The organism is Bacillus cereus group sp. Bc010, assembly GCF_027716745.1.
GTDB lineage: Bacteria > Bacillota > Bacilli > Bacillales > Bacillaceae_G > Bacillus_A > Bacillus_A pacificus.
This window is the reverse complement of record NZ_JAQFUY010000003.1, coordinates 177,874-195,213: the sequence shown is the minus strand read 5'-3', so window position 1 is coordinate 195,213 and position 17,340 is coordinate 177,874. Positions and strand designations below refer to the sequence as shown.

Sequence of the window (17,340 nt, the reverse complement as noted above, 5' to 3'; positions counted from 1 at the left end):
ATTACATATAATTTTAAACAACATATTTATTAAGAAAAACGAAGATAGGGATAAGTACCTTTTTCATACCTTATATAGCGAACTGAGGATGGTGTAAGCTCAGGATAAGGAGATAATGGGAATATCACCCTGGAGTTCCGCGCTGAACAAATAGAGTAAGCGTAGGCGTATATTCGCGTTAAGAATATAAAGAGGATTGTATACATACGTATAGGATCTACTAGGGTGGTACCGCGGGAGACTTTCTCGTCCCTTTTTGGGATGAGAAAGTCTCTTTTTTATTCCGTTTTTTAGGTCTTTCTTTTATACATGTAAGGAGGAATTGAGCATGGAGTACAAAAATACATTACTAATGCCAAAAACAGAGTTCCCGATGCGTGGGAATTTACCAAAACGTGAGCCTGCAATGCAAGAAAAGTGGGCGGAAATGAATATTTATGAAAAGGTACAAGAACATACGAAAGGTCGTCCTTTATTTGTACTGCATGATGGACCTCCATATGCGAATGGTGACATTCATATGGGACATGCATTAAATAAAGTATTAAAAGACTTTATCGTTCGTTATAAATCAATGACTGGTTTCTGTGCACCATATGTCCCAGGTTGGGATACACACGGTTTACCAATTGAACAAGCTTTAACAAATAAAGGTGTAAAGCGTAAAGAAATGACAGTTGCTGAGTTCCGTAAGTTATGTGCAGAGTATGCATATGAACAAGTAGAACGTCAGCGTGAGCAATTTAAGCGTTTAGGTGTACGTGCTGATTGGGATAACCCATACATTACTTTAGAGCCAGCTTATGAAGCACAACAAATTAAAGTGTTTGGTGATATGGCGAAAAAAGGTTATATCTATAAAGGACAAAAACCAGTTTATTGGTCACCAACGAGTGAATCAGCTTTAGCGGAAGCTGAAATTGAATACCAAGATAAAAAATCTGCATCTATTTACGTAGCATTCCCTGTAAAAGATGGAAAGAACGTATTAGAAGGTGATGAGAAATACATCATCTGGACAACAACGCCTTGGACGTTGCCTGCAAACTTAGGTATTTCTGTTCACCCAGAACTTGAATACGCTATTGTAAAAGTAAATGATGAAAAATATATTATTGCTTCTGAACTATTTGAGACAGTTGCAAAAACGTTAGAGTGGGAAAACGCTGAAGTTGTGAAAACAGTAAAAGGTAGCGAGCTTGAGTATACAGTTGCAAAGCATCCATTCTACGATCGTGATTCATTAGTTATGCTAGGAGATCACGTAACAACAGATGCAGGTACAGGTTGTGTTCATACAGCACCAGGACACGGGGAAGATGACTTTATTGTTGGTAAAAAGTATGGCTTAGAAGTACTTTGCCCAGTTGATGATAAAGGTGTATTAACAGAGGAAGCACCTGGATTTGAAGGCTTATTCTATGATAAAGCTAACAAGCCAATTACAGAAAAATTAGAAGAAGTAGGCGCATTACTGAAACTAACATTCATTACGCATTCATATCCACATGATTGGAGAACGAAAAAACCTATTATTTTCCGTGCGACAGCACAGTGGTTTGCATCTATTGAAGCATTCCGTAAAGAATTATTAGAAGCTGTTGCGGAAACAAAATGGGTACCAGCATGGGGCGAAACTCGTCTTCATAACATGGTTCGTGACCGTGGTGACTGGTGTATTTCTCGTCAACGTGCATGGGGTGTGCCAATTCCTGTATTCTATGCTGAGAATGGTGATCCAATCATTACGGATGAAACAATTAACCATGTAGCTGATTTATTCCGTGAACACGGTTCTAACGTATGGTTTGAGCGTGAAGCGAAAGATCTATTACCAGAAGGATTTACACATCCAGGTAGCCCAAATGGTGAATTCCGTAAAGAAACAGACATCATGGATGTATGGTTCGACTCAGGTTCTTCTCACCAAGCGGTATTAGAAGAGCGCGATGACTTACAACGTCCAGCAGATTTATATTTAGAAGGATCTGACCAATATCGTGGTTGGTTTAACTCTTCATTATCGACAGCAGTTGCTGTAACAGGAAAAGCGCCATATAAAGGCGTACTAAGCCATGGTTTCGTATTAGATGGTGAAGGACGTAAAATGAGTAAGTCGATTGGAAACATCGTCGTACCGAAGAAAATTATGGATCAATTAGGCGGAGATATTTTACGATTATGGGTATCTTCTGTTGACTATCAATCTGATGTACGTATTTCGGATGATATTTTAAAACAAGTAGCAGAAGTGTATCGTAAAATCCGTAACACATTCCGTTTCTTATTAGGAAACTTAGACGACTTTAAGCCAAGTGAAAATACAGTAGCTGTAGCTGAACTTCGTGAAGTAGATCGTTATATGTTAGTGAAATTAAATGACTTAATTACAAAAGTAAAAGAAGCATATGAGACATACGACTTCGCTGCTGTATATCATGCAATTCATAACTTCTGTACAATTGATTTAAGTTCATTCTACTTAGACTTTGCAAAAGACATTTTATACATTGAAGGTGCGAACCATGAAGATCGTCGTGCAATTCAAACTGTATTATATGATGTTCTTGTTGCATTGACGAAACTTGTAACACCAATCTTACCGCATACAGCTGATGAAGTATGGCCATACATTCCGGGTGTAACAGAAGAAAGTGTACAATTAACTGATATGCCAGAAGCTGTACAATTAGATGGTGCAGAAGCATTAAAAACAAAATGGGATGCATTTATGACATTGCGTGATGACGTATTAAAAGCGTTAGAAGTGGCTCGTAATGAAAAGGTAATCGGTAAGTCATTAAATGCAAGCATTACGCTATATCCAACTGCAGAAATGAAAGCTATGTTAGAGTCTATTAACGAAGACTTAAAGCAATTATTCATCGTTTCTGAGTACAAACTTGGTGGCATGATGGAAGAAGCGCCAGCAGATGCACCGAAGTATGAACATACAGCGGTTGTTGTTGCTCAAGCAACTGGTGAAACATGTGAACGCTGTTGGGTAGTTTCAGAAACAATTGGTAAAGATGCTGAACATGAAACATTATGTGAGCGTTGTGCAACGGTTGTTAAAGAAAATTATGTAAAATAATAAGGGGTGACTGCACGTAAAGTGCAGTCATTTTTTGGTTAACAGTATATTGAAATAACTTTCACTCTCTTTCCTATGAAGGAAAAATGTGTGAGAGGTAAGCATATAAATTTCGGACACACTAATCGTACATTGCAACTGGGAGGAATGTACACGTGAATGAAATGTATATGGAAATCAAAGAAGAATTGCAATTGATGCGAAAAGAGTTACAAGAGAGGCTAGCTAAAGAGGTTATGTACAAATATAATACAGAGTTTAGCGAAGAGCTTGGGTATGAAATGAAGGAAGAGATAAAGAAAAAACTATTATTACATGATATAAAAGAGGATTTAAAAGATGTAGAACGTGCATTATTTAAAATGGAAATAGATATGTATGGTATTTGTGAAGACACAGGGAGAGTAATGTCGGTAAAACAAATGAAAACGATGCCGACTGCACGTACCATTCATGAATTTTTCTATGAAAAAGTAAATGTATGAATGGGCACAACGATATTATATTACCTTTTTTTTATTTATTTTATTCTTCTATAAAGGTTCATTGTGAAAAGGTTGCAGCTATGCTAAAATTTTGAGGTACACTGTCTTTGTGGGGGAAATGAAAATGATATATTATGTAATAGCGTTATTTGTCATTGCCATCGATCAAATATCGAAATGGCTAATTGTAAAGAACATGGAATTGGGTACGAGTATTCCGATTATCGATAATGTATTATACATAACATCACATCGAAATAGAGGAGCTGCTTGGGGCATTTTAGAAAATAAAATGTGGTTTTTCTACATTATTACAGTCGTTTTTGTAGCATTTATCGTATTTTATATGAAAAAATATGCAAAAACAGACAAGCTTCTAGGAATTTCATTAGGTCTAATTTTAGGCGGAGCAATTGGTAATTTTATTGATCGTGTATTTAGACAAGAAGTAGTGGATTTCATTCACGTGTATATTTTCTCGTACAACTATCCAGTATTCAATATCGCTGATTCAGCATTATGTATTGGTGTTGTATTAATTATTATTCAAACATTATTAGAAGGCAAGAAAACGAAGGAGTAATTGAATGAGTGAAGTAGTACAAGTAACAGTTGCAGAAGAACAAAAAAATGAGCGAATTGATAAATTCGTTGCAGGAATAAATAATGAATGGTCACGTACACAAGTACAACAATGGATTAAAGATGACGTTGTTACAGTTAATGGAAAAGCTGTAAAAGGGAATTATAAAGTTAGAGAAAATGATGAAATTACAGTGACGATTCCTGAGCCAGAAGAGTTAGATATTCAGCCAGAAGATATGAACTTAGAAATTTATTATGAAGATGCAGATGTACTTGTTGTTAATAAGCCGCGTGGTATGGTTGTACATCCAGCACCAGGTCATACAAGTGGTACACTTGTGAACGGTCTTATGCACCATTGTACAGACTTATCAGGCATTAATGGTGTGATGCGTCCAGGTATCGTGCATCGTATTGATAAGGATACGTCAGGCCTATTAATGGTTGCTAAAAATGATATGGCACACGAATCACTTGTAAATCAACTTGTAGCAAAAACAGTAACGAGACGTTACAAAGCGATTGTACACGGTGTTATTCCGCACGATAAGGGAACGATTGATGCTCCGATTGCTCGTGATAAGAAAGAACGTCAAAGTATGACGGTTGATGAAAATGGTAAGCATGCTGTTACGCATTTCCAAGTGTTAGAGCGATTCAAAGATTTCACACTTGTAGAATGTCGCTTAGAAACAGGGCGTACACATCAAATTCGTGTTCATATGAAATATATTGGCTATCCACTTGCAGGAGATCCAAAGTATGGACCAAAGAAAACGTTAGATATGAACGGACAAGCACTTCATGCAGGTATTTTAGGATTTGATCATCCTCGCACTGGTGAATATATTCAGTTTGAGGCACCGATTCCAGAAGTGTTTGAAGACGCATTAAATATTTTACGAAAATAGTATTGACAAATCATAAGAAAACTGAGATACTGACAACAGTTAAATAATGATCCTTTAACACAGCCCCGTGAGGTTGAGAAGGTAACGGTTTGAAATGCATAGGGTATGCTATACCCTTTTTCAAAAGTCCTCTCGCACACGCTGAGAGGACTTTTTTTATACCATTACTCTCACGCAAGAAAAAAGCTTGGAGGTGTAGAGCATGCAAGAGAAAGCTGTCGTTTTAGATGACCAAATGATTCGCCGCGCTTTAACACGAATTAGTCATGAAATCGTGGAACGAAATAAAGGTGTCGATAATTGTGTTCTTGTCGGAATTAAAACTCGTGGAATTTTTATTGCACAACGTTTGGCAGAACGAATTGGTCAAATTGAAGGAAAAGAAATAGAAGTTGGAGAGCTAGACATTACGTTATATCGTGATGATTTAACGCTACAATCGAAAAATAAAGAACCACTTGTAAAAGGTTCTGATATCCCTGTAGATATTACGAAGAAAAAAGTTATCCTTGTAGATGATGTATTATATACAGGCAGAACAGTTCGAGCAGCAATGGATGCTCTGATGGATTTAGGTAGACCATCACAAATCCAATTGGCGGTTCTTGTTGATAGAGGTCATCGTGAACTACCAATTCGCGCTGATTATGTAGGAAAGAACATTCCAACATCAAGTGAAGAGCGTATCGAAGTTGATTTGCAAGAGACAGATCAACAAGATCGAGTAAGCATATACGATAAGTAAAGCCCTTTTAAATGTAGTCCTGTGAGGCTGCCAAAGGGTCTTGGCTTTCATATGTCAAATTTGGCATACGAAAGTGTAGGACTCTTTGTGCACAGGCACAAAGAGTTTTTTTATTGCAAAGATTTAAACTGAAGGAGGATGTAACAATGGAACAAAAGCCAGTGTTAGACGTTAATGAAGTACCGAAACCGGGAAAATGGTTATTTTTAAGTATACAACATTTGTTCGCGATGTTTGGATCAACAGTGCTTGTTCCGTTTTTAACAGGATTGAATCCGTCAGTAGCATTAATATCAAGTGGATTAGGAACGTTAGCGTTTCTTCTTATAACGAAAGGTCAAGTACCTGCCTATCTAGGATCATCATTCGCCTTTATCGCACCAATTATAACAGCAAAAACGGCAGGTGGACCGGGAGCAGCAATGCTTGGTGGGTTGCTAGCAGGGCTTGTGTATATCTTAATCTCAATCGGAATTAAGAAATCAGGATCAAAGTGGATTATGAAATTACTACCACCAATCGTAGTTGGTCCAGTAGTAATGGTAATCGGTCTAGCTTTAGCACATACAGCAGTTAACATGGCGATGAATGGTGCGGATGGCAAATATAGCTTTACACACTTTTCAGTAGCATTAGTAACATTAGCAATTACAATTATATGCTCAATATTCGGAAGAGGATTTTTCAGTATCATACCAGTGTTACTTGGCATTATCGGCGGATATATTTTCGCTTACTTCCAAGGGCTAGTAGACTTAAAGCCGGTAGCTGAGGCAAAATGGTTTGTTGTACCAGATTTCACAGTACCATTTGTAACATACACACCAGAGTTTTCATGGAAGATCGTACTCTTGATGGTACCAGTTGCACTAGTAACAATTTCAGAACATATCGGACACCAAATTGTACTAGGAAATGTTATTAAAAGAGATTTAATTGAAAAACCTGGTTTACACCGTTCAATCTTCGGTGATGGAGTAGCAACATTAATCGCATCACTAATCGGTGGACCACCGAATACAACGTATGGTGAAAACATCGGTGTGCTAGCAATTACAAGAGCGTACAGTGTATACTTATTCATCGGTTCAGCCGTATTCGCAATCATGTTCGGATTTGTCGGTAAGATTTCTGCACTGATTCATTCGATACCAACACCAGTTATGGGTGGTGTATCAATCTTACTATTCGGTGTAATCGCATCAAGCGGATTACGTATGATGGTAGACGATAAAACAGATTTAAGTGACAAACGAAACTTAATGATTGCATCAGTAATACTAGTAATCGGTATTGGTGGAGCGGTACTTCACGTAGGAGAATCATTCCAAGTAGAAGGAATGGCACTAGCAGCAATTGTAGGTGTACTGCTAAATTTACTACTACCGGAAACGAAACAAATAAAACAATCTAAGCAGATTGCTTCATAATAATAACCTTTTAATTCAGTCCTGTGAGACCGAAAAGGGTGGCTTCTTTCTTGCACCCTAGTCTCACAAGACTAGGGTATTTTTATGCAGAGGTTGTTATAAAAATACAAAAGTGGTAACATAAAAATCAGAAAGATGAGGGATGACGATGAGCCATTTGTTAACGATGAGTGAATTATCGGAAGTAGAAATTTCAGAAATCCTAAAAGACGCAGAAGATTTTGCGAATGGGAAAGAAAGCAAAACGACAGAGCAAACTTTTGTTGCGAACTTGTTCTTTGAGAATAGTACGAGAACAAGATTTAGCTTTGAAGTTGCTGAGAAGAGATTAGGACTTGATGTTTTAAACTTTTCAGCTGATGCATCTAGCGTACAAAAAGGAGAAACATTATACGATACGATAAGAACACTAGAATCAATCGGAACAAAAGCAGTGGTCATCCGCCACGAGCAAGATCGCTACTTCGATGAACTAAAAGATCAGGTGAATATTCCAATCTTAAACGCTGGAGATGGATGTGGGAACCACCCAACGCAGTGCTTACTCGACCTTCTTACCATTAAACAAGAGTTTGGAAGATTTGAAGGATTGAAGATTGCGATAGTAGGAGATGTTCGTCATAGCCGAGTAGCACGTTCGAATGCAGAAGCATTAACGAAACTGGGTGCAACAATTTACTTCGCAAGTCCAGAAGAGTGGAAAGATGAAGACAACACATTTGGAACATACAAACCATTAGATGAGCTTGTTCCAGAAGTGGATGTAATGATGTTACTTCGTGTACAACATGAGCGTCATGATCATTATGAAACAGACATTATGAAAGAGTATCATGAGAAACACGGATTAACAGTGGAAAGAGAACAGCGTATGAAAGAAGGAAGCATTATTATGCATCCAGCTCCTGTAAACCGAGATGTTGAAATTGCAAGTGAACTTGTTGAGTGTGAGCGTTCACGCATATTTAAACAAATGGAAAATGGAGTTTACGTAAGAATGGCTGTACTAAAACGCGCCTTACCAAATGTATTAGGAGGAATGAAACATGAATTACTTGTTTAAAAATGGTCGTTATATGAATGAAGAAGGAAAAATCGTAGCAACGGATCTTCTCGTACAAGACGGTAAAATCGCTAAGGTAGCAGAAAATATTACGGCAGATAATGCTGAAGTAATCGATGTGAACGGAAAGTTAATCGCACCTGGATTAGTAGATGTACACGTACACCTTCGTGAACCAGGTGGTGAACATAAAGAAACAATTGAAACAGGTACACTAGCAGCGGCAAAAGGTGGATTCACTACAATTTGTGCAATGCCAAACACACGCCCAGTACCAGATTGCAGAGAACATATGGAAGACTTACAAAATCGTATTAAAGAAAAAGCGCATGTTAACGTATTACCATATGGAGCAATTACAGTACGTCAAGCGGGTTCTGAAATGACAGATTTCGAAACGTTAAAAGAACTTGGAGCATTTGCTTTCACTGATGACGGTGTAGGCGTACAAGATGCTAGCATGATGTTAGCTGCTATGAAACGTGCAGCGAAATTAAATATGGCAGTAGTTGCGCACTGTGAAGAGAATACTCTTATTAATAAAGGTTGTGTACATGAAGGGAAGTTTTCTGAGAAACACGGATTAAACGGTATCCCATCAGTATGTGAATCTGTACATATTGCAAGGGATATACTGCTTGCTGAAGCGGCAGATTGTCACTATCACGTATGTCACGTAAGTACGAAAGGCTCTGTACGTGTAATCCGTGATGCAAAGCGTGCTGGAATTAAAGTAACAGCAGAAGTAACACCTCATCATCTAGTGTTATGTGAAGATGATATCCCATCAGCTGACCCTAACTTTAAAATGAACCCACCGCTTCGTGGAAAAGAAGATCACGCAGCATTAATTGAAGGTTTATTAGATGGAACAATCGATATGATCGCAACTGATCATGCACCGCATACAGCAGAAGAGAAAGCACAAGGAATTGAAAGAGCACCATTCGGAATTACTGGTTTTGAAACAGCATTCCCGCTTTTATACACAAACCTTGTGAAAAAAGGAATTATTACATTAGAACAATTAATTCAATTCTTAACAGAAAAGCCAGCTGATACATTCGGCTTAGAAGCAGGTCGCCTGAAAGAAGGTAGAGCAGCTGATATTACAATTATTGATTTAGAACAAGAAGAAGAGATTGACCCAACAACATTCTTATCAAAAGGAAAAAATACACCATTCGCAGGTTGGAAATGCCAAGGATGGCCGGTAATGACAATCGTTGGTGGTAAGATCGCATGGCAAAAGGAGAGTGCATTAGTATGAAAAGACAACTTATCTTAGAAGATGGAACAGTATTAATTGGAACAGGTTTCGGAGGAGAAATCGAAAAGTCAGGTGAAGTTGTATTTACAACAGGAATGACTGGATATCAAGAAACATTATCTGATCCATCATATTGCGGTCAAATTGTAACATTCACGTACCCATTAATCGGAAACTACGGCATCAACCGTGACGATTTTGAATCGATTCACCCATCTGTAAATGGTTTAATCGTAAACGAAATTTGTGATCACCCATCAAACTTCCGTAATGAAATTTCGTTAAATGACTACTTAAAAGAAAGAAACATCCCAGGATTAGCAGGGATTGATACGAGAAAATTAACGAGAAAAATTCGTCAATACGGTACATTACGCGGACGCCTTTGTAATATGGATGCAGATGTAGAATACATCGTGAGCCAATTAAAAGCGACAGTATTTACAGATCATGTGAAACGCGTATCAACGAAAGATCCATACCCAAGCCCAGGCCGCGGACATCGCGTTGTACTAGTAGACTTCGGTATGAAACATGGTATTTTAAGAGAATTAAATAAACGTGATTGCGATGTGATTGTAGTTCCTTACAATACAACAGCTGAAGAAATTTTACGCCTTAGCCCAGATGGGATTATGCTAAGTAACGGACCTGGGGATCCAAAAGATGTACCAGAAGCAATTGAAATGTTAAAAGACATTATCGGTAAAGTTCCTTTATTCGGAATTTGTCTAGGACATCAATTGTTCGCTCTAGCATCTGGTGCGAATACAAGTAAGTTAAAATTCGGCCACCGTGGGTTAAACCATCCAGTAAAAAATCTTGCAACTGGAAAAGTAGCAATTACATCTCAAAACCATGGTTACGCAGTAGAAGAAGAATCAGTTGAAAATACAGAACTTGAAATTACACATGTTGCTTTAAATGATGGAACAGTAGAAGGTCTTCGTCATAAGAAGTTCCCAGCATTTACAGTACAATACCATCCAGAAGCTTCAGCGGGACCAGAAGATGCAAATGATTTATTCGAAGATTTCTTAACAATGATTGAAAACTTCAAGAAAGAAGGGGAAGAGTTATGCCAAAACGCCTAGACATTAACACAATTTTAGTAATCGGATCGGGACCAATTGTAATTGGGCAAGCAGCGGAGTTTGACTACTCTGGTACACAAGCTTGTCAATCTCTTAAAGAGGAAGGTTACAAAGTAATCCTTGTTAACTCTAACCCAGCAACAATTATGACCGATACTGCAACAGCAGATAAAGTATACATTGAGCCTTTAACATTAGAATTCGTAAGCCGAATCATTTGTAAAGAACGTCCAGATGCAATCTTACCAACATTAGGTGGTCAAACAGGTTTAAACATGGCTGTTGAACTTGCAAAATCAGGCGTACTTGAAGAGTGCGGAGTTGAAATTTTAGGAACAAAATTGTCAGCAATCGAGCAAGCGGAAGATCGTGATTTGTTCCGTACATTAATGCAAGATTTAAATGAACCAACACCACCAAGTGAAATCATTCATAACCTTGATGAAGCATATAGCTTTGTAAACGAAATTGGTTATCCAGTAATCGTTCGTCCAGCATTCACATTAGGCGGAACGGGCGGCGGAATTTGCCATAACGAAGAAGAGTTAATTGAAATCGTAACAAGTGGTTTAAAACATAGCCCAGTAACACAATGTTTATTAGAGAAAAGTATTGCTGGTTGTAAAGAAATTGAATATGAAGTAATGCGTGATTCAAATGATAACGCGATTGTAGTATGTAACATGGAAAATATCGATCCAGTTGGTGTTCATACAGGTGATTCTATCGTTGTAGCACCGAGCCAAACGCTAAGCGACCGTGAATACCAAATGTTACGTAATACTTCATTACGAATTATTCGTGCACTAGGAATTGAAGGTGGATGTAACGTTCAGCTTGCACTAGATCCATATAGCTTCCAATACTATGTAATCGAAGTAAACCCACGTGTAAGTCGTTCATCTGCATTAGCATCTAAAGCAACTGGATATCCAATTGCGAAATTAGCAGCGAAAATTGCAGTCGGCTTAACATTAGATGAAATCGTAAACCCAGTAACACAAAAAACTTATGCTTGCTTCGAGCCAGCATTAGACTATGTTGTTTCAAAAATTCCACGCTGGCCATTTGATAAGTTTGAATCAGCGAACAGAACACTTGGAACGCAGATGAAAGCAACTGGTGAGGTTATGTCAATCGGACGTAACTTAGAAGAATCATTATTAAAAGCGGTTCGTTCTTTAGAGCTTGGCATTTATCACTTAGAATTAGACCACTTAAAAGAACTTGATAAAGAAACAATGAAAAAACGCATTATTAAAGCAGATGATGAGCGACTGTTTATCGTAGCAGAAGCAATTCGTCAAGGTGTAACGAAAGAAGAGATTAACGAATGGTGTGAAATGGACTTCTTCTTCTTACAAAAAGTTGAAAATATCGTAAATATGGAACGCGAAGTAAAAGCGAATGTAGGAAATATGGAAGTACTACAAACCGCAAAAGAAATGGGCTTCAGCGATCACTACATCGCAGCAGCTTGGAACAAAACGGAGCGCGAAATTTACGATATGCGTAAAGAAAATAATATGACGCCAGTATTCAAAATGGTAGATACTTGTGCGGCAGAGTTTGAATCTGCAACACCGTATTACTACAGCACATACGCTGAGGAGAACGAATCAATTGTAACAGATCGTAAGAGTGTAGTAGTTCTAGGATCTGGTCCGATCCGCATTGGTCAAGGTGTTGAGTTTGACTATGCAACAGTTCACTCAGTATGGGCAATTAAAGAAGCTGGATATGAAGCGATTATCATTAACAATAACCCAGAAACTGTTTCAACAGACTTCAGTATTTCTGACAAATTATACTTTGAACCATTAACGATTGAAGATGTAATGCACATCATCGATTTAGAAAAGCCAGAAGGTGTTATCGTTCAGTTTGGTGGACAAACGGCGATTAACTTAGCGGCGAAATTAGAAGAACATGGTGTGAAGATTTTAGGAACATCACTTGAAGACTTAGACCGTGCAGAAGATCGTGATAAATTCGAAGCTGCTTTAACAAAACTTGGTATCCCACAACCAGTTGGTAAAACAGCAACGACTGTAGAACAAGCGGTAGCAATCGCAGAAGAAATTGGTTACCCAGTATTAGTAAGACCATCTTACGTACTAGGTGGACGTGCGATGGAAATCGTATATCGTCAAGAAGAACTACTGCACTACATGAAAAATGCAGTTAAAGTTCACGCAGATCACCCAGTATTAATCGACCGTTACATGGTCGGTAAAGAAATTGAAGTAGATGCAATTTCAGACGGTGAGAATGTATTCATTCCAGGTATTATGGAACATATTGAACGCGCTGGAGTTCACTCTGGTGACTCAATTGGAGTATATCCACCACAAAGCTTATCTGAAAAATTAAAAGAACAAATTATTGAACATACAATTGCACTTGGAAAAGGATTAAACATTGTTGGATTACTAAATATCCAGTTTGTCGTATTCGAAAATCAAGTGTACGTAATTGAAGTAAATCCACGTGCGAGCCGTACAGTACCATTCTTAAGTAAAATTACAGGTGTACCAATGGCAAACGTTGCAACGAAAGTTATTCTAGGGCAAGACCTAGTAGAGCAAGGATACGGAACGGGCTATCACCCAGAAGAGAAAGAAGTATATGTAAAAGCTCCGGTATTCTCATTCGCGAAATTACGCTCAGTGGATACAACATTAGGACCTGAAATGAAATCAACAGGGGAAGTAATGGGTAAAGATTTAACGCTTGAAAAAGCATTATATAAAGGATTAGTTGCTTCTGGAATTAACATCCCAACGCACGGATCAGTAATCATTACTGTAGCGGATAAAGATAAAGAAGAGGCGATGGAAATTGCAAAACGTTTCCATGAAATCGGCTATAACTTATTAGCAACAGCTGGAACAGCACAATCATTAACAGAGCAAAATATCCTAGTACAAGTTGTAAACAAAATTGATTCTGAGGACTACAACTTACTAGATATTATCCGCCAAGGAAAAGCACAGTTTGTAATCAATACATTAACAAAAGGCAAACAACCAGCGCGTGATGGTTTCCGCATTCGCCGTGAATCAGTAGAAAATGGTGTAGCTTGCTTAACATCACTTGATACAACGAGAGCAATCTTACGAGTATTAGAATCTATGACATTCTCAGCTCATTCAATGAAAGAAATTACGCAAACAAAGCGTCACGAGGTGGTACATGCATGATGCAAAAGCAAAATATGATCGTCGTTAATCAAAAAGAAATCGCAAAGAACATTTACGAATTAGTGCTTCAAGGAACTTTAGTACAGCAAATGAACGAACCAGGGCAGTTTGTACACATTAAGGTAGCAGAGGGCATTGCGCCCCTTCTGCGCCGCCCAATTAGTATTTGTAATGTAGATCAAGAGAAGAACGAATTTACAATGCTATATCGTGCGGAAGGACAAGGGACAAAAACATTAGCAACTAGAAAACAAGGTGAAATGGTAGATGTATTAGGACCATTAGGACACGGTTTTCCTGTAGAAGAAGCAGAAGCTGGTCAAACAGCTTTACTAGTAGGCGGGGGGATTGGTGTACCACCACTTTATGAATTATCACAGCGCCTCGTTGCAAAAGGTGTACGTGTGATTCACATCTTAGGTTTTCAAACGAAAGATGTAGTTTTCTATGAAGAAAAATTTGCAGAACTTGGTGATACGTATGTTGCGACAGTAGACGGTACACACGGTACAAAAGGATTTGTCACAGATGTAATTGATCATTACGGAATTGACTTTGATATTCTTTATTCATGTGGTCCGTTAGCGATGCTTCGTGCATTAGAAGGACGTTACAAAGAGAAAAAAGCCTATATTTCATTAGAAGAACGTATGGGCTGTGGTATTGGAGCTTGTTTCGCATGTGTATGCCACTTACAAGAAGATCCAAGTGGACATTCTTACAAGAAGGTGTGTAGCGACGGACCAGTATTTCCAATCGGGGAGGTTGTACTATGAACAGATTGCAAGTTGAATTACCGGGATTATCATTAAAAAATCCAATTATACCAGCATCTGGATGCTTTGGGTTTGGTCGTGAATATGCACAGTTTTACGATTTAAGTGTACTAGGATCAATCATGATTAAAGCGACGACAGAACAACCACGCTATGGAAATCCTACGCCTCGTGTTGCTGAAACACCGGGCGGCATGTTAAATGCAATCGGACTTCAAAACCCAGGATTAGAAAAAGTAATGAATTCTGAATTACCATGGTTAGAACAATTTGACCTTCCAATCATTGCAAACGTTGCAGGTTCACAAGCTGAGGATTACGTAGCGGTTGCAAAGGAAATTTCTAAAGCGCCTAATGTCCATGCACTGGAATTAAATATTTCTTGTCCAAACGTAAAAACAGGTGGTATCGCCTTTGGTACAAATCCTGAAATTGCTGCTGATTTAACGAAGCGAGTAAAAGAGGTTTCGGAAGTACCTGTATACGTGAAGTTGTCACCGAACGTGGCAAACATTGTGGAAATTGCAAAAGCGATTGAAAATGCAGGTGCAGATGGTTTAACGATGATTAATACATTGCTTGGTATGCGTCTAGATTTAAAAACAGCTAAACCAATTTTAGCAAACCGTACAGGCGGATTATCAGGTCCTGCGATTAAGCCAGTAGCAATTCGTATGGTACATGAAGTAAGCCAAGCGGTTAACATTCCAATTATCGGAATGGGTGGCATTGAAACAGCGGAAGATGTAATCGAATTCTTCTACGCTGGCGCAAGCGCAGTTGCAGTAGGTACAGCGAACTTTATCGATCCGTTCGTATGTCCGACAATTATTGAAGAGTTACCAGCATTACTAGATGAATTAGGATTTGATCACATTTCGGAATGTCAAGGAAGGAGCTGGAAGCAAACATGTCACAGTCGTTAATCGTTGCACTAGATTTTCCAGGGAAACAAGATGTAGAACAATTCTTGCGCCACTTTGAAGGGGAAGAGTTATTTGTCAAAGTTGGTATGGAGTTATTTTACAAAGAAGGCCCTGCAATTATTACGTACTTAAAAGAAAAAGGACATAAGATTTTTCTAGATTTAAAACTTCATGATATTCCAAATACAGTAAAAAGCGCTATGCGTAGCCTAGCTAGTCTAGATGTTGATATGGTAAATGTTCATGCTGCTGGGGGAAGCAGTATGATGAAAGCTGCGATTGAGGGATTAGAGGAAGGTAAGCAAGAAGGAAAAGAGAGACCGATTTGTATTGCAGTTACACAACTAACAAGCACTTCGGAAGCTATGATGAAAAAAGAGATCGGCATTGAGAAAACGTTAGAAGAAGCGGTTGCTCATTATGCAAAACTAACGAAAGAAAGTGGACTTGATGGCGTTGTTTGCTCAACGCTTGAAGTTCCAAAACTACGTGAAGTATGCGGAAATGAATTTGTAACAGTAACACCGGGGATTCGTCTTGCGAGCGATGATATAAATGACCAGGTGCGCGTAGCAACACCGAAACGTGCGAGGGAACTTGGCTCAAGCTATATCGTAGTTGGACGTAGTATTACAAAAGCAGAAAATCCGCTTGAAGCGTATAAAACAGTAAAACAACAGTGGGAAGGTGTAACAGTATGAAAAAAGAAATCGCATCGCATTTATTAGAAATTGGAGCAGTATTTTTACAACCGAATGATCCATTCACATGGTCTTCAGGTATGAAATCACCAATTTATTGTGATAACCGTTTAACTTTATCTTATCCGAAAGTACGTCAAGCAATTGCAGCTGGATTAGAAGAGTTAATTAAAGAGCACTTCCCAACTGTAGAAGTTATTGCAGGAACAGCAACTGCTGGTATTGCGCACGCTGCATGGGTAAGCGATCGTATGGATTTACCAATGTGCTACGTACGTAGTAAAGCAAAAGGTCACGGTAAAGGGAACCAAATTGAAGGAAAAGCTGAAAAAGGTCAAAAAGTAGTAGTAGTAGAAGACTTAATTTCAACTGGCGGTAGTGCAATTACATGTGTAGAAGCACTTCGCGAAGCTGGCTGTGAAGTATTAGGAATCGTATCAATCTTCACATACGAGCTTGAAGCAGGAAAAGAAAAACTAGAAGCAGCTAACGTAGCATCATATTCTTTAAGCGACTACAGTGCATTAACTGAAGTTGCAGCAGAAAAAGGTATGATCGGACAAGCTGAAACGAAAAAATTACAAGAGTGGCGTAAAGATCCAGCTAACGAAGCTTGGATCACAGCGTAACACGAAAAAAGACGACTGCGGGGGAACGCGGTCGTCTTTTTTATATAAATTCAATGTAAAGTTCCATCAATATTAAAGAAAATCATATGACGATCCCCTTGCTAGCAACTATTTAGCGTTTTCCACAACTTCATACCCTCTCACAAACGATAGCGTCATATAAGAAACAATAAATGAGAAGATGCTATACATGCCAACCCAAAAGAAAAACTTCGGAGTAAAGGCGATAACACCTATTATTAAAAAACTAGCAAACGTTACAATCGGCATGACGTAATACGTTTTTGTCTTGCAGGTTCCAACAATAGAAATGATAAAGATAAGTAATGGACAAATTAATAAGACGAAAATCAATTCATTCATAGCTATGTCCCCTTTTCTAATGGAAGTAATCTGTTTCTCGTAAACGTTTTGAAAAAATTACTCTC

General features: G+C 38.4%; 15 protein-coding genes and 1 other annotated feature. Of the genes, 14 read left to right on the top strand and 1 reads right to left on the bottom strand.

Going from position 1 to position 17,340, the window contains the following annotated elements:
- The first annotated feature begins 32 nt into the window (after positions 1 to 32).
- Positions 33 to 257 (top strand) — a binding site (T-box leader).
- Between the two features lie 71 nt (positions 258 to 328).
- From ileS2 to pyrE, 14 genes are all read left to right on the top strand, one after another.
- Positions 329 to 3,094, top strand: a complete 2,766-nt coding sequence (gene ileS2 / locus PDQ68_RS06355; RefSeq protein WP_000455925.1) for an isoleucine--tRNA ligase — start codon at positions 329 to 331, stop codon at positions 3,092 to 3,094.
- Positions 3,095 to 3,249: 155 nt separating this feature from the next.
- Complete coding sequence (locus PDQ68_RS06350; RefSeq protein ID WP_001004666.1) at positions 3,250 to 3,579, top strand: TraR/DksA C4-type zinc finger protein; 330 nt, start codon at positions 3,250 to 3,252, stop codon at positions 3,577 to 3,579.
- 124 nt (positions 3,580 to 3,703) lie between these two features.
- On the top strand, positions 3,704 to 4,162 hold the full coding sequence (gene lspA / locus PDQ68_RS06345; RefSeq protein WP_000642177.1) for a lipoprotein signal peptidase LspA: 459 nt from the start codon (positions 3,704 to 3,706) through the stop codon (positions 4,160 to 4,162).
- Between the two features lie 4 nt (positions 4,163 to 4,166).
- Positions 4,167 to 5,075 (top strand): RluA family pseudouridine synthase, encoded by a 909-nt coding sequence (locus tag PDQ68_RS06340; protein ID WP_000005838.1) that lies wholly within the window; start codon positions 4,167 to 4,169, stop codon positions 5,073 to 5,075.
- 202 nt (positions 5,076 to 5,277) lie between these two features.
- A complete protein-coding gene (gene pyrR, locus PDQ68_RS06335; protein WP_001156487.1) occupies positions 5,278 to 5,820 on the top strand; it encodes a bifunctional pyrimidine operon transcriptional regulator/uracil phosphoribosyltransferase in 543 nt (180 codons plus the stop codon).
- A gap of 146 nt (positions 5,821 to 5,966) precedes the next feature.
- Positions 5,967 to 7,250: a uracil permease gene (gene uraA / locus PDQ68_RS06330; RefSeq protein ID WP_061183957.1), complete on the top strand. Its 1,284-nt coding sequence runs from the start codon at positions 5,967 to 5,969 to the stop codon at positions 7,248 to 7,250.
- Between the two features lie 148 nt (positions 7,251 to 7,398).
- Positions 7,399 to 8,313: an aspartate carbamoyltransferase gene (gene pyrB, locus PDQ68_RS06325; protein ID WP_000018853.1), complete on the top strand. Its 915-nt coding sequence runs from the start codon at positions 7,399 to 7,401 to the stop codon at positions 8,311 to 8,313.
- On the top strand, positions 8,297 to 9,583 hold the full coding sequence (gene pyrC / locus PDQ68_RS06320; RefSeq protein ID WP_001108372.1) for a dihydroorotase: 1,287 nt from the start codon (positions 8,297 to 8,299) through the stop codon (positions 9,581 to 9,583). Before pyrB ends, pyrC begins: the two co-directional genes overlap by 17 nt.
- A complete protein-coding gene (locus PDQ68_RS06315) occupies positions 9,580 to 10,677 on the top strand; it encodes a carbamoyl phosphate synthase small subunit (protein WP_000828682.1) in 1,098 nt (365 codons plus the stop codon). Before pyrC ends, PDQ68_RS06315 begins: the two co-directional genes overlap by 4 nt.
- On the top strand, positions 10,662 to 13,880 hold the full coding sequence (gene carB / locus PDQ68_RS06310; protein WP_061183958.1) for a carbamoyl-phosphate synthase large subunit: 3,219 nt from the start codon (positions 10,662 to 10,664) through the stop codon (positions 13,878 to 13,880). Before PDQ68_RS06315 ends, carB begins: the two co-directional genes overlap by 16 nt.
- Positions 13,877 to 14,656 carry a dihydroorotate oxidase B electron transfer subunit gene (gene pyrK / locus PDQ68_RS06305; RefSeq protein WP_000983358.1) on the top strand — a complete coding sequence of 260 codons (780 nt, stop codon included), beginning with the start codon at positions 13,877 to 13,879 and terminating at the stop codon, positions 14,654 to 14,656. The genes carB and pyrK overlap by 4 nt, the downstream gene beginning before the upstream one ends.
- Positions 14,653 to 15,582 carry a dihydroorotate oxidase B catalytic subunit gene (gene pyrD, locus PDQ68_RS06300; RefSeq protein ID WP_001081057.1) on the top strand — a complete coding sequence of 310 codons (930 nt, stop codon included), beginning with the start codon at positions 14,653 to 14,655 and terminating at the stop codon, positions 15,580 to 15,582. Before pyrK ends, pyrD begins: the two co-directional genes overlap by 4 nt.
- A complete protein-coding gene (gene pyrF / locus PDQ68_RS06295) occupies positions 15,567 to 16,283 on the top strand; it encodes an orotidine-5'-phosphate decarboxylase (protein WP_016718316.1) in 717 nt (238 codons plus the stop codon). Before pyrD ends, pyrF begins: the two co-directional genes overlap by 16 nt.
- A complete protein-coding gene (gene pyrE / locus PDQ68_RS06290; protein WP_000711446.1) occupies positions 16,280 to 16,912 on the top strand; it encodes an orotate phosphoribosyltransferase in 633 nt (210 codons plus the stop codon). Before pyrF ends, pyrE begins: the two co-directional genes overlap by 4 nt.
- Positions 16,913 to 17,020: 108 nt before the next feature.
- Here the strand turns inward: pyrE and PDQ68_RS06285 are convergent, their stop codons facing one another.
- Positions 17,021 to 17,275 (bottom strand): YbeF family protein, encoded by a 255-nt coding sequence (locus PDQ68_RS06285; RefSeq protein ID WP_061183959.1) that lies wholly within the window; start codon positions 17,273 to 17,275, stop codon positions 17,021 to 17,023.
- Positions 17,276 to 17,340: the final 65 nt, after the last annotated feature.

What these genes read in the sequence shown, in the direction of transcription:
- ileS2 (WP_000455925.1), top strand. Translation starts at nt 329, where the DNA reads ATGGAGTACAAAAATACATTACTAATGCCAAAAACAGAGTTCCCGATG.
- pyrD (WP_001081057.1), top strand. Translation starts at nt 14,653, where the DNA reads ATGAACAGATTGCAAGTTGAATTACCGGGATTATCATTAAAAAATCCA.
- pyrC (WP_001108372.1), top strand. Translation starts at nt 8,297, where the DNA reads ATGAATTACTTGTTTAAAAATGGTCGTTATATGAATGAAGAAGGAAAA.
- lspA (WP_000642177.1), top strand. Translation starts at nt 3,704, where the DNA reads ATGATATATTATGTAATAGCGTTATTTGTCATTGCCATCGATCAAATA.
- PDQ68_RS06315 (WP_000828682.1), top strand. Translation starts at nt 9,580, where the DNA reads ATGAAAAGACAACTTATCTTAGAAGATGGAACAGTATTAATTGGAACA.
- PDQ68_RS06285 (WP_061183959.1), bottom strand. Translation starts at nt 17,275, where the DNA reads ATGAATGAATTGATTTTCGTCTTATTAATTTGTCCATTACTTATCTTT.
- pyrB (WP_000018853.1), top strand. Translation starts at nt 7,399, where the DNA reads ATGAGCCATTTGTTAACGATGAGTGAATTATCGGAAGTAGAAATTTCA.
- pyrK (WP_000983358.1), top strand. Translation starts at nt 13,877, where the DNA reads ATGATGCAAAAGCAAAATATGATCGTCGTTAATCAAAAAGAAATCGCA.
- uraA (WP_061183957.1), top strand. Translation starts at nt 5,967, where the DNA reads ATGGAACAAAAGCCAGTGTTAGACGTTAATGAAGTACCGAAACCGGGA.
- pyrE (WP_000711446.1), top strand. Translation starts at nt 16,280, where the DNA reads ATGAAAAAAGAAATCGCATCGCATTTATTAGAAATTGGAGCAGTATTT.
- pyrR (WP_001156487.1), top strand. Translation starts at nt 5,278, where the DNA reads ATGCAAGAGAAAGCTGTCGTTTTAGATGACCAAATGATTCGCCGCGCT.
- carB (WP_061183958.1), top strand. Translation starts at nt 10,662, where the DNA reads ATGCCAAAACGCCTAGACATTAACACAATTTTAGTAATCGGATCGGGA.
- PDQ68_RS06340 (WP_000005838.1), top strand. Translation starts at nt 4,167, where the DNA reads ATGAGTGAAGTAGTACAAGTAACAGTTGCAGAAGAACAAAAAAATGAG.
- pyrF (WP_016718316.1), top strand. Translation starts at nt 15,567, where the DNA reads ATGTCACAGTCGTTAATCGTTGCACTAGATTTTCCAGGGAAACAAGAT.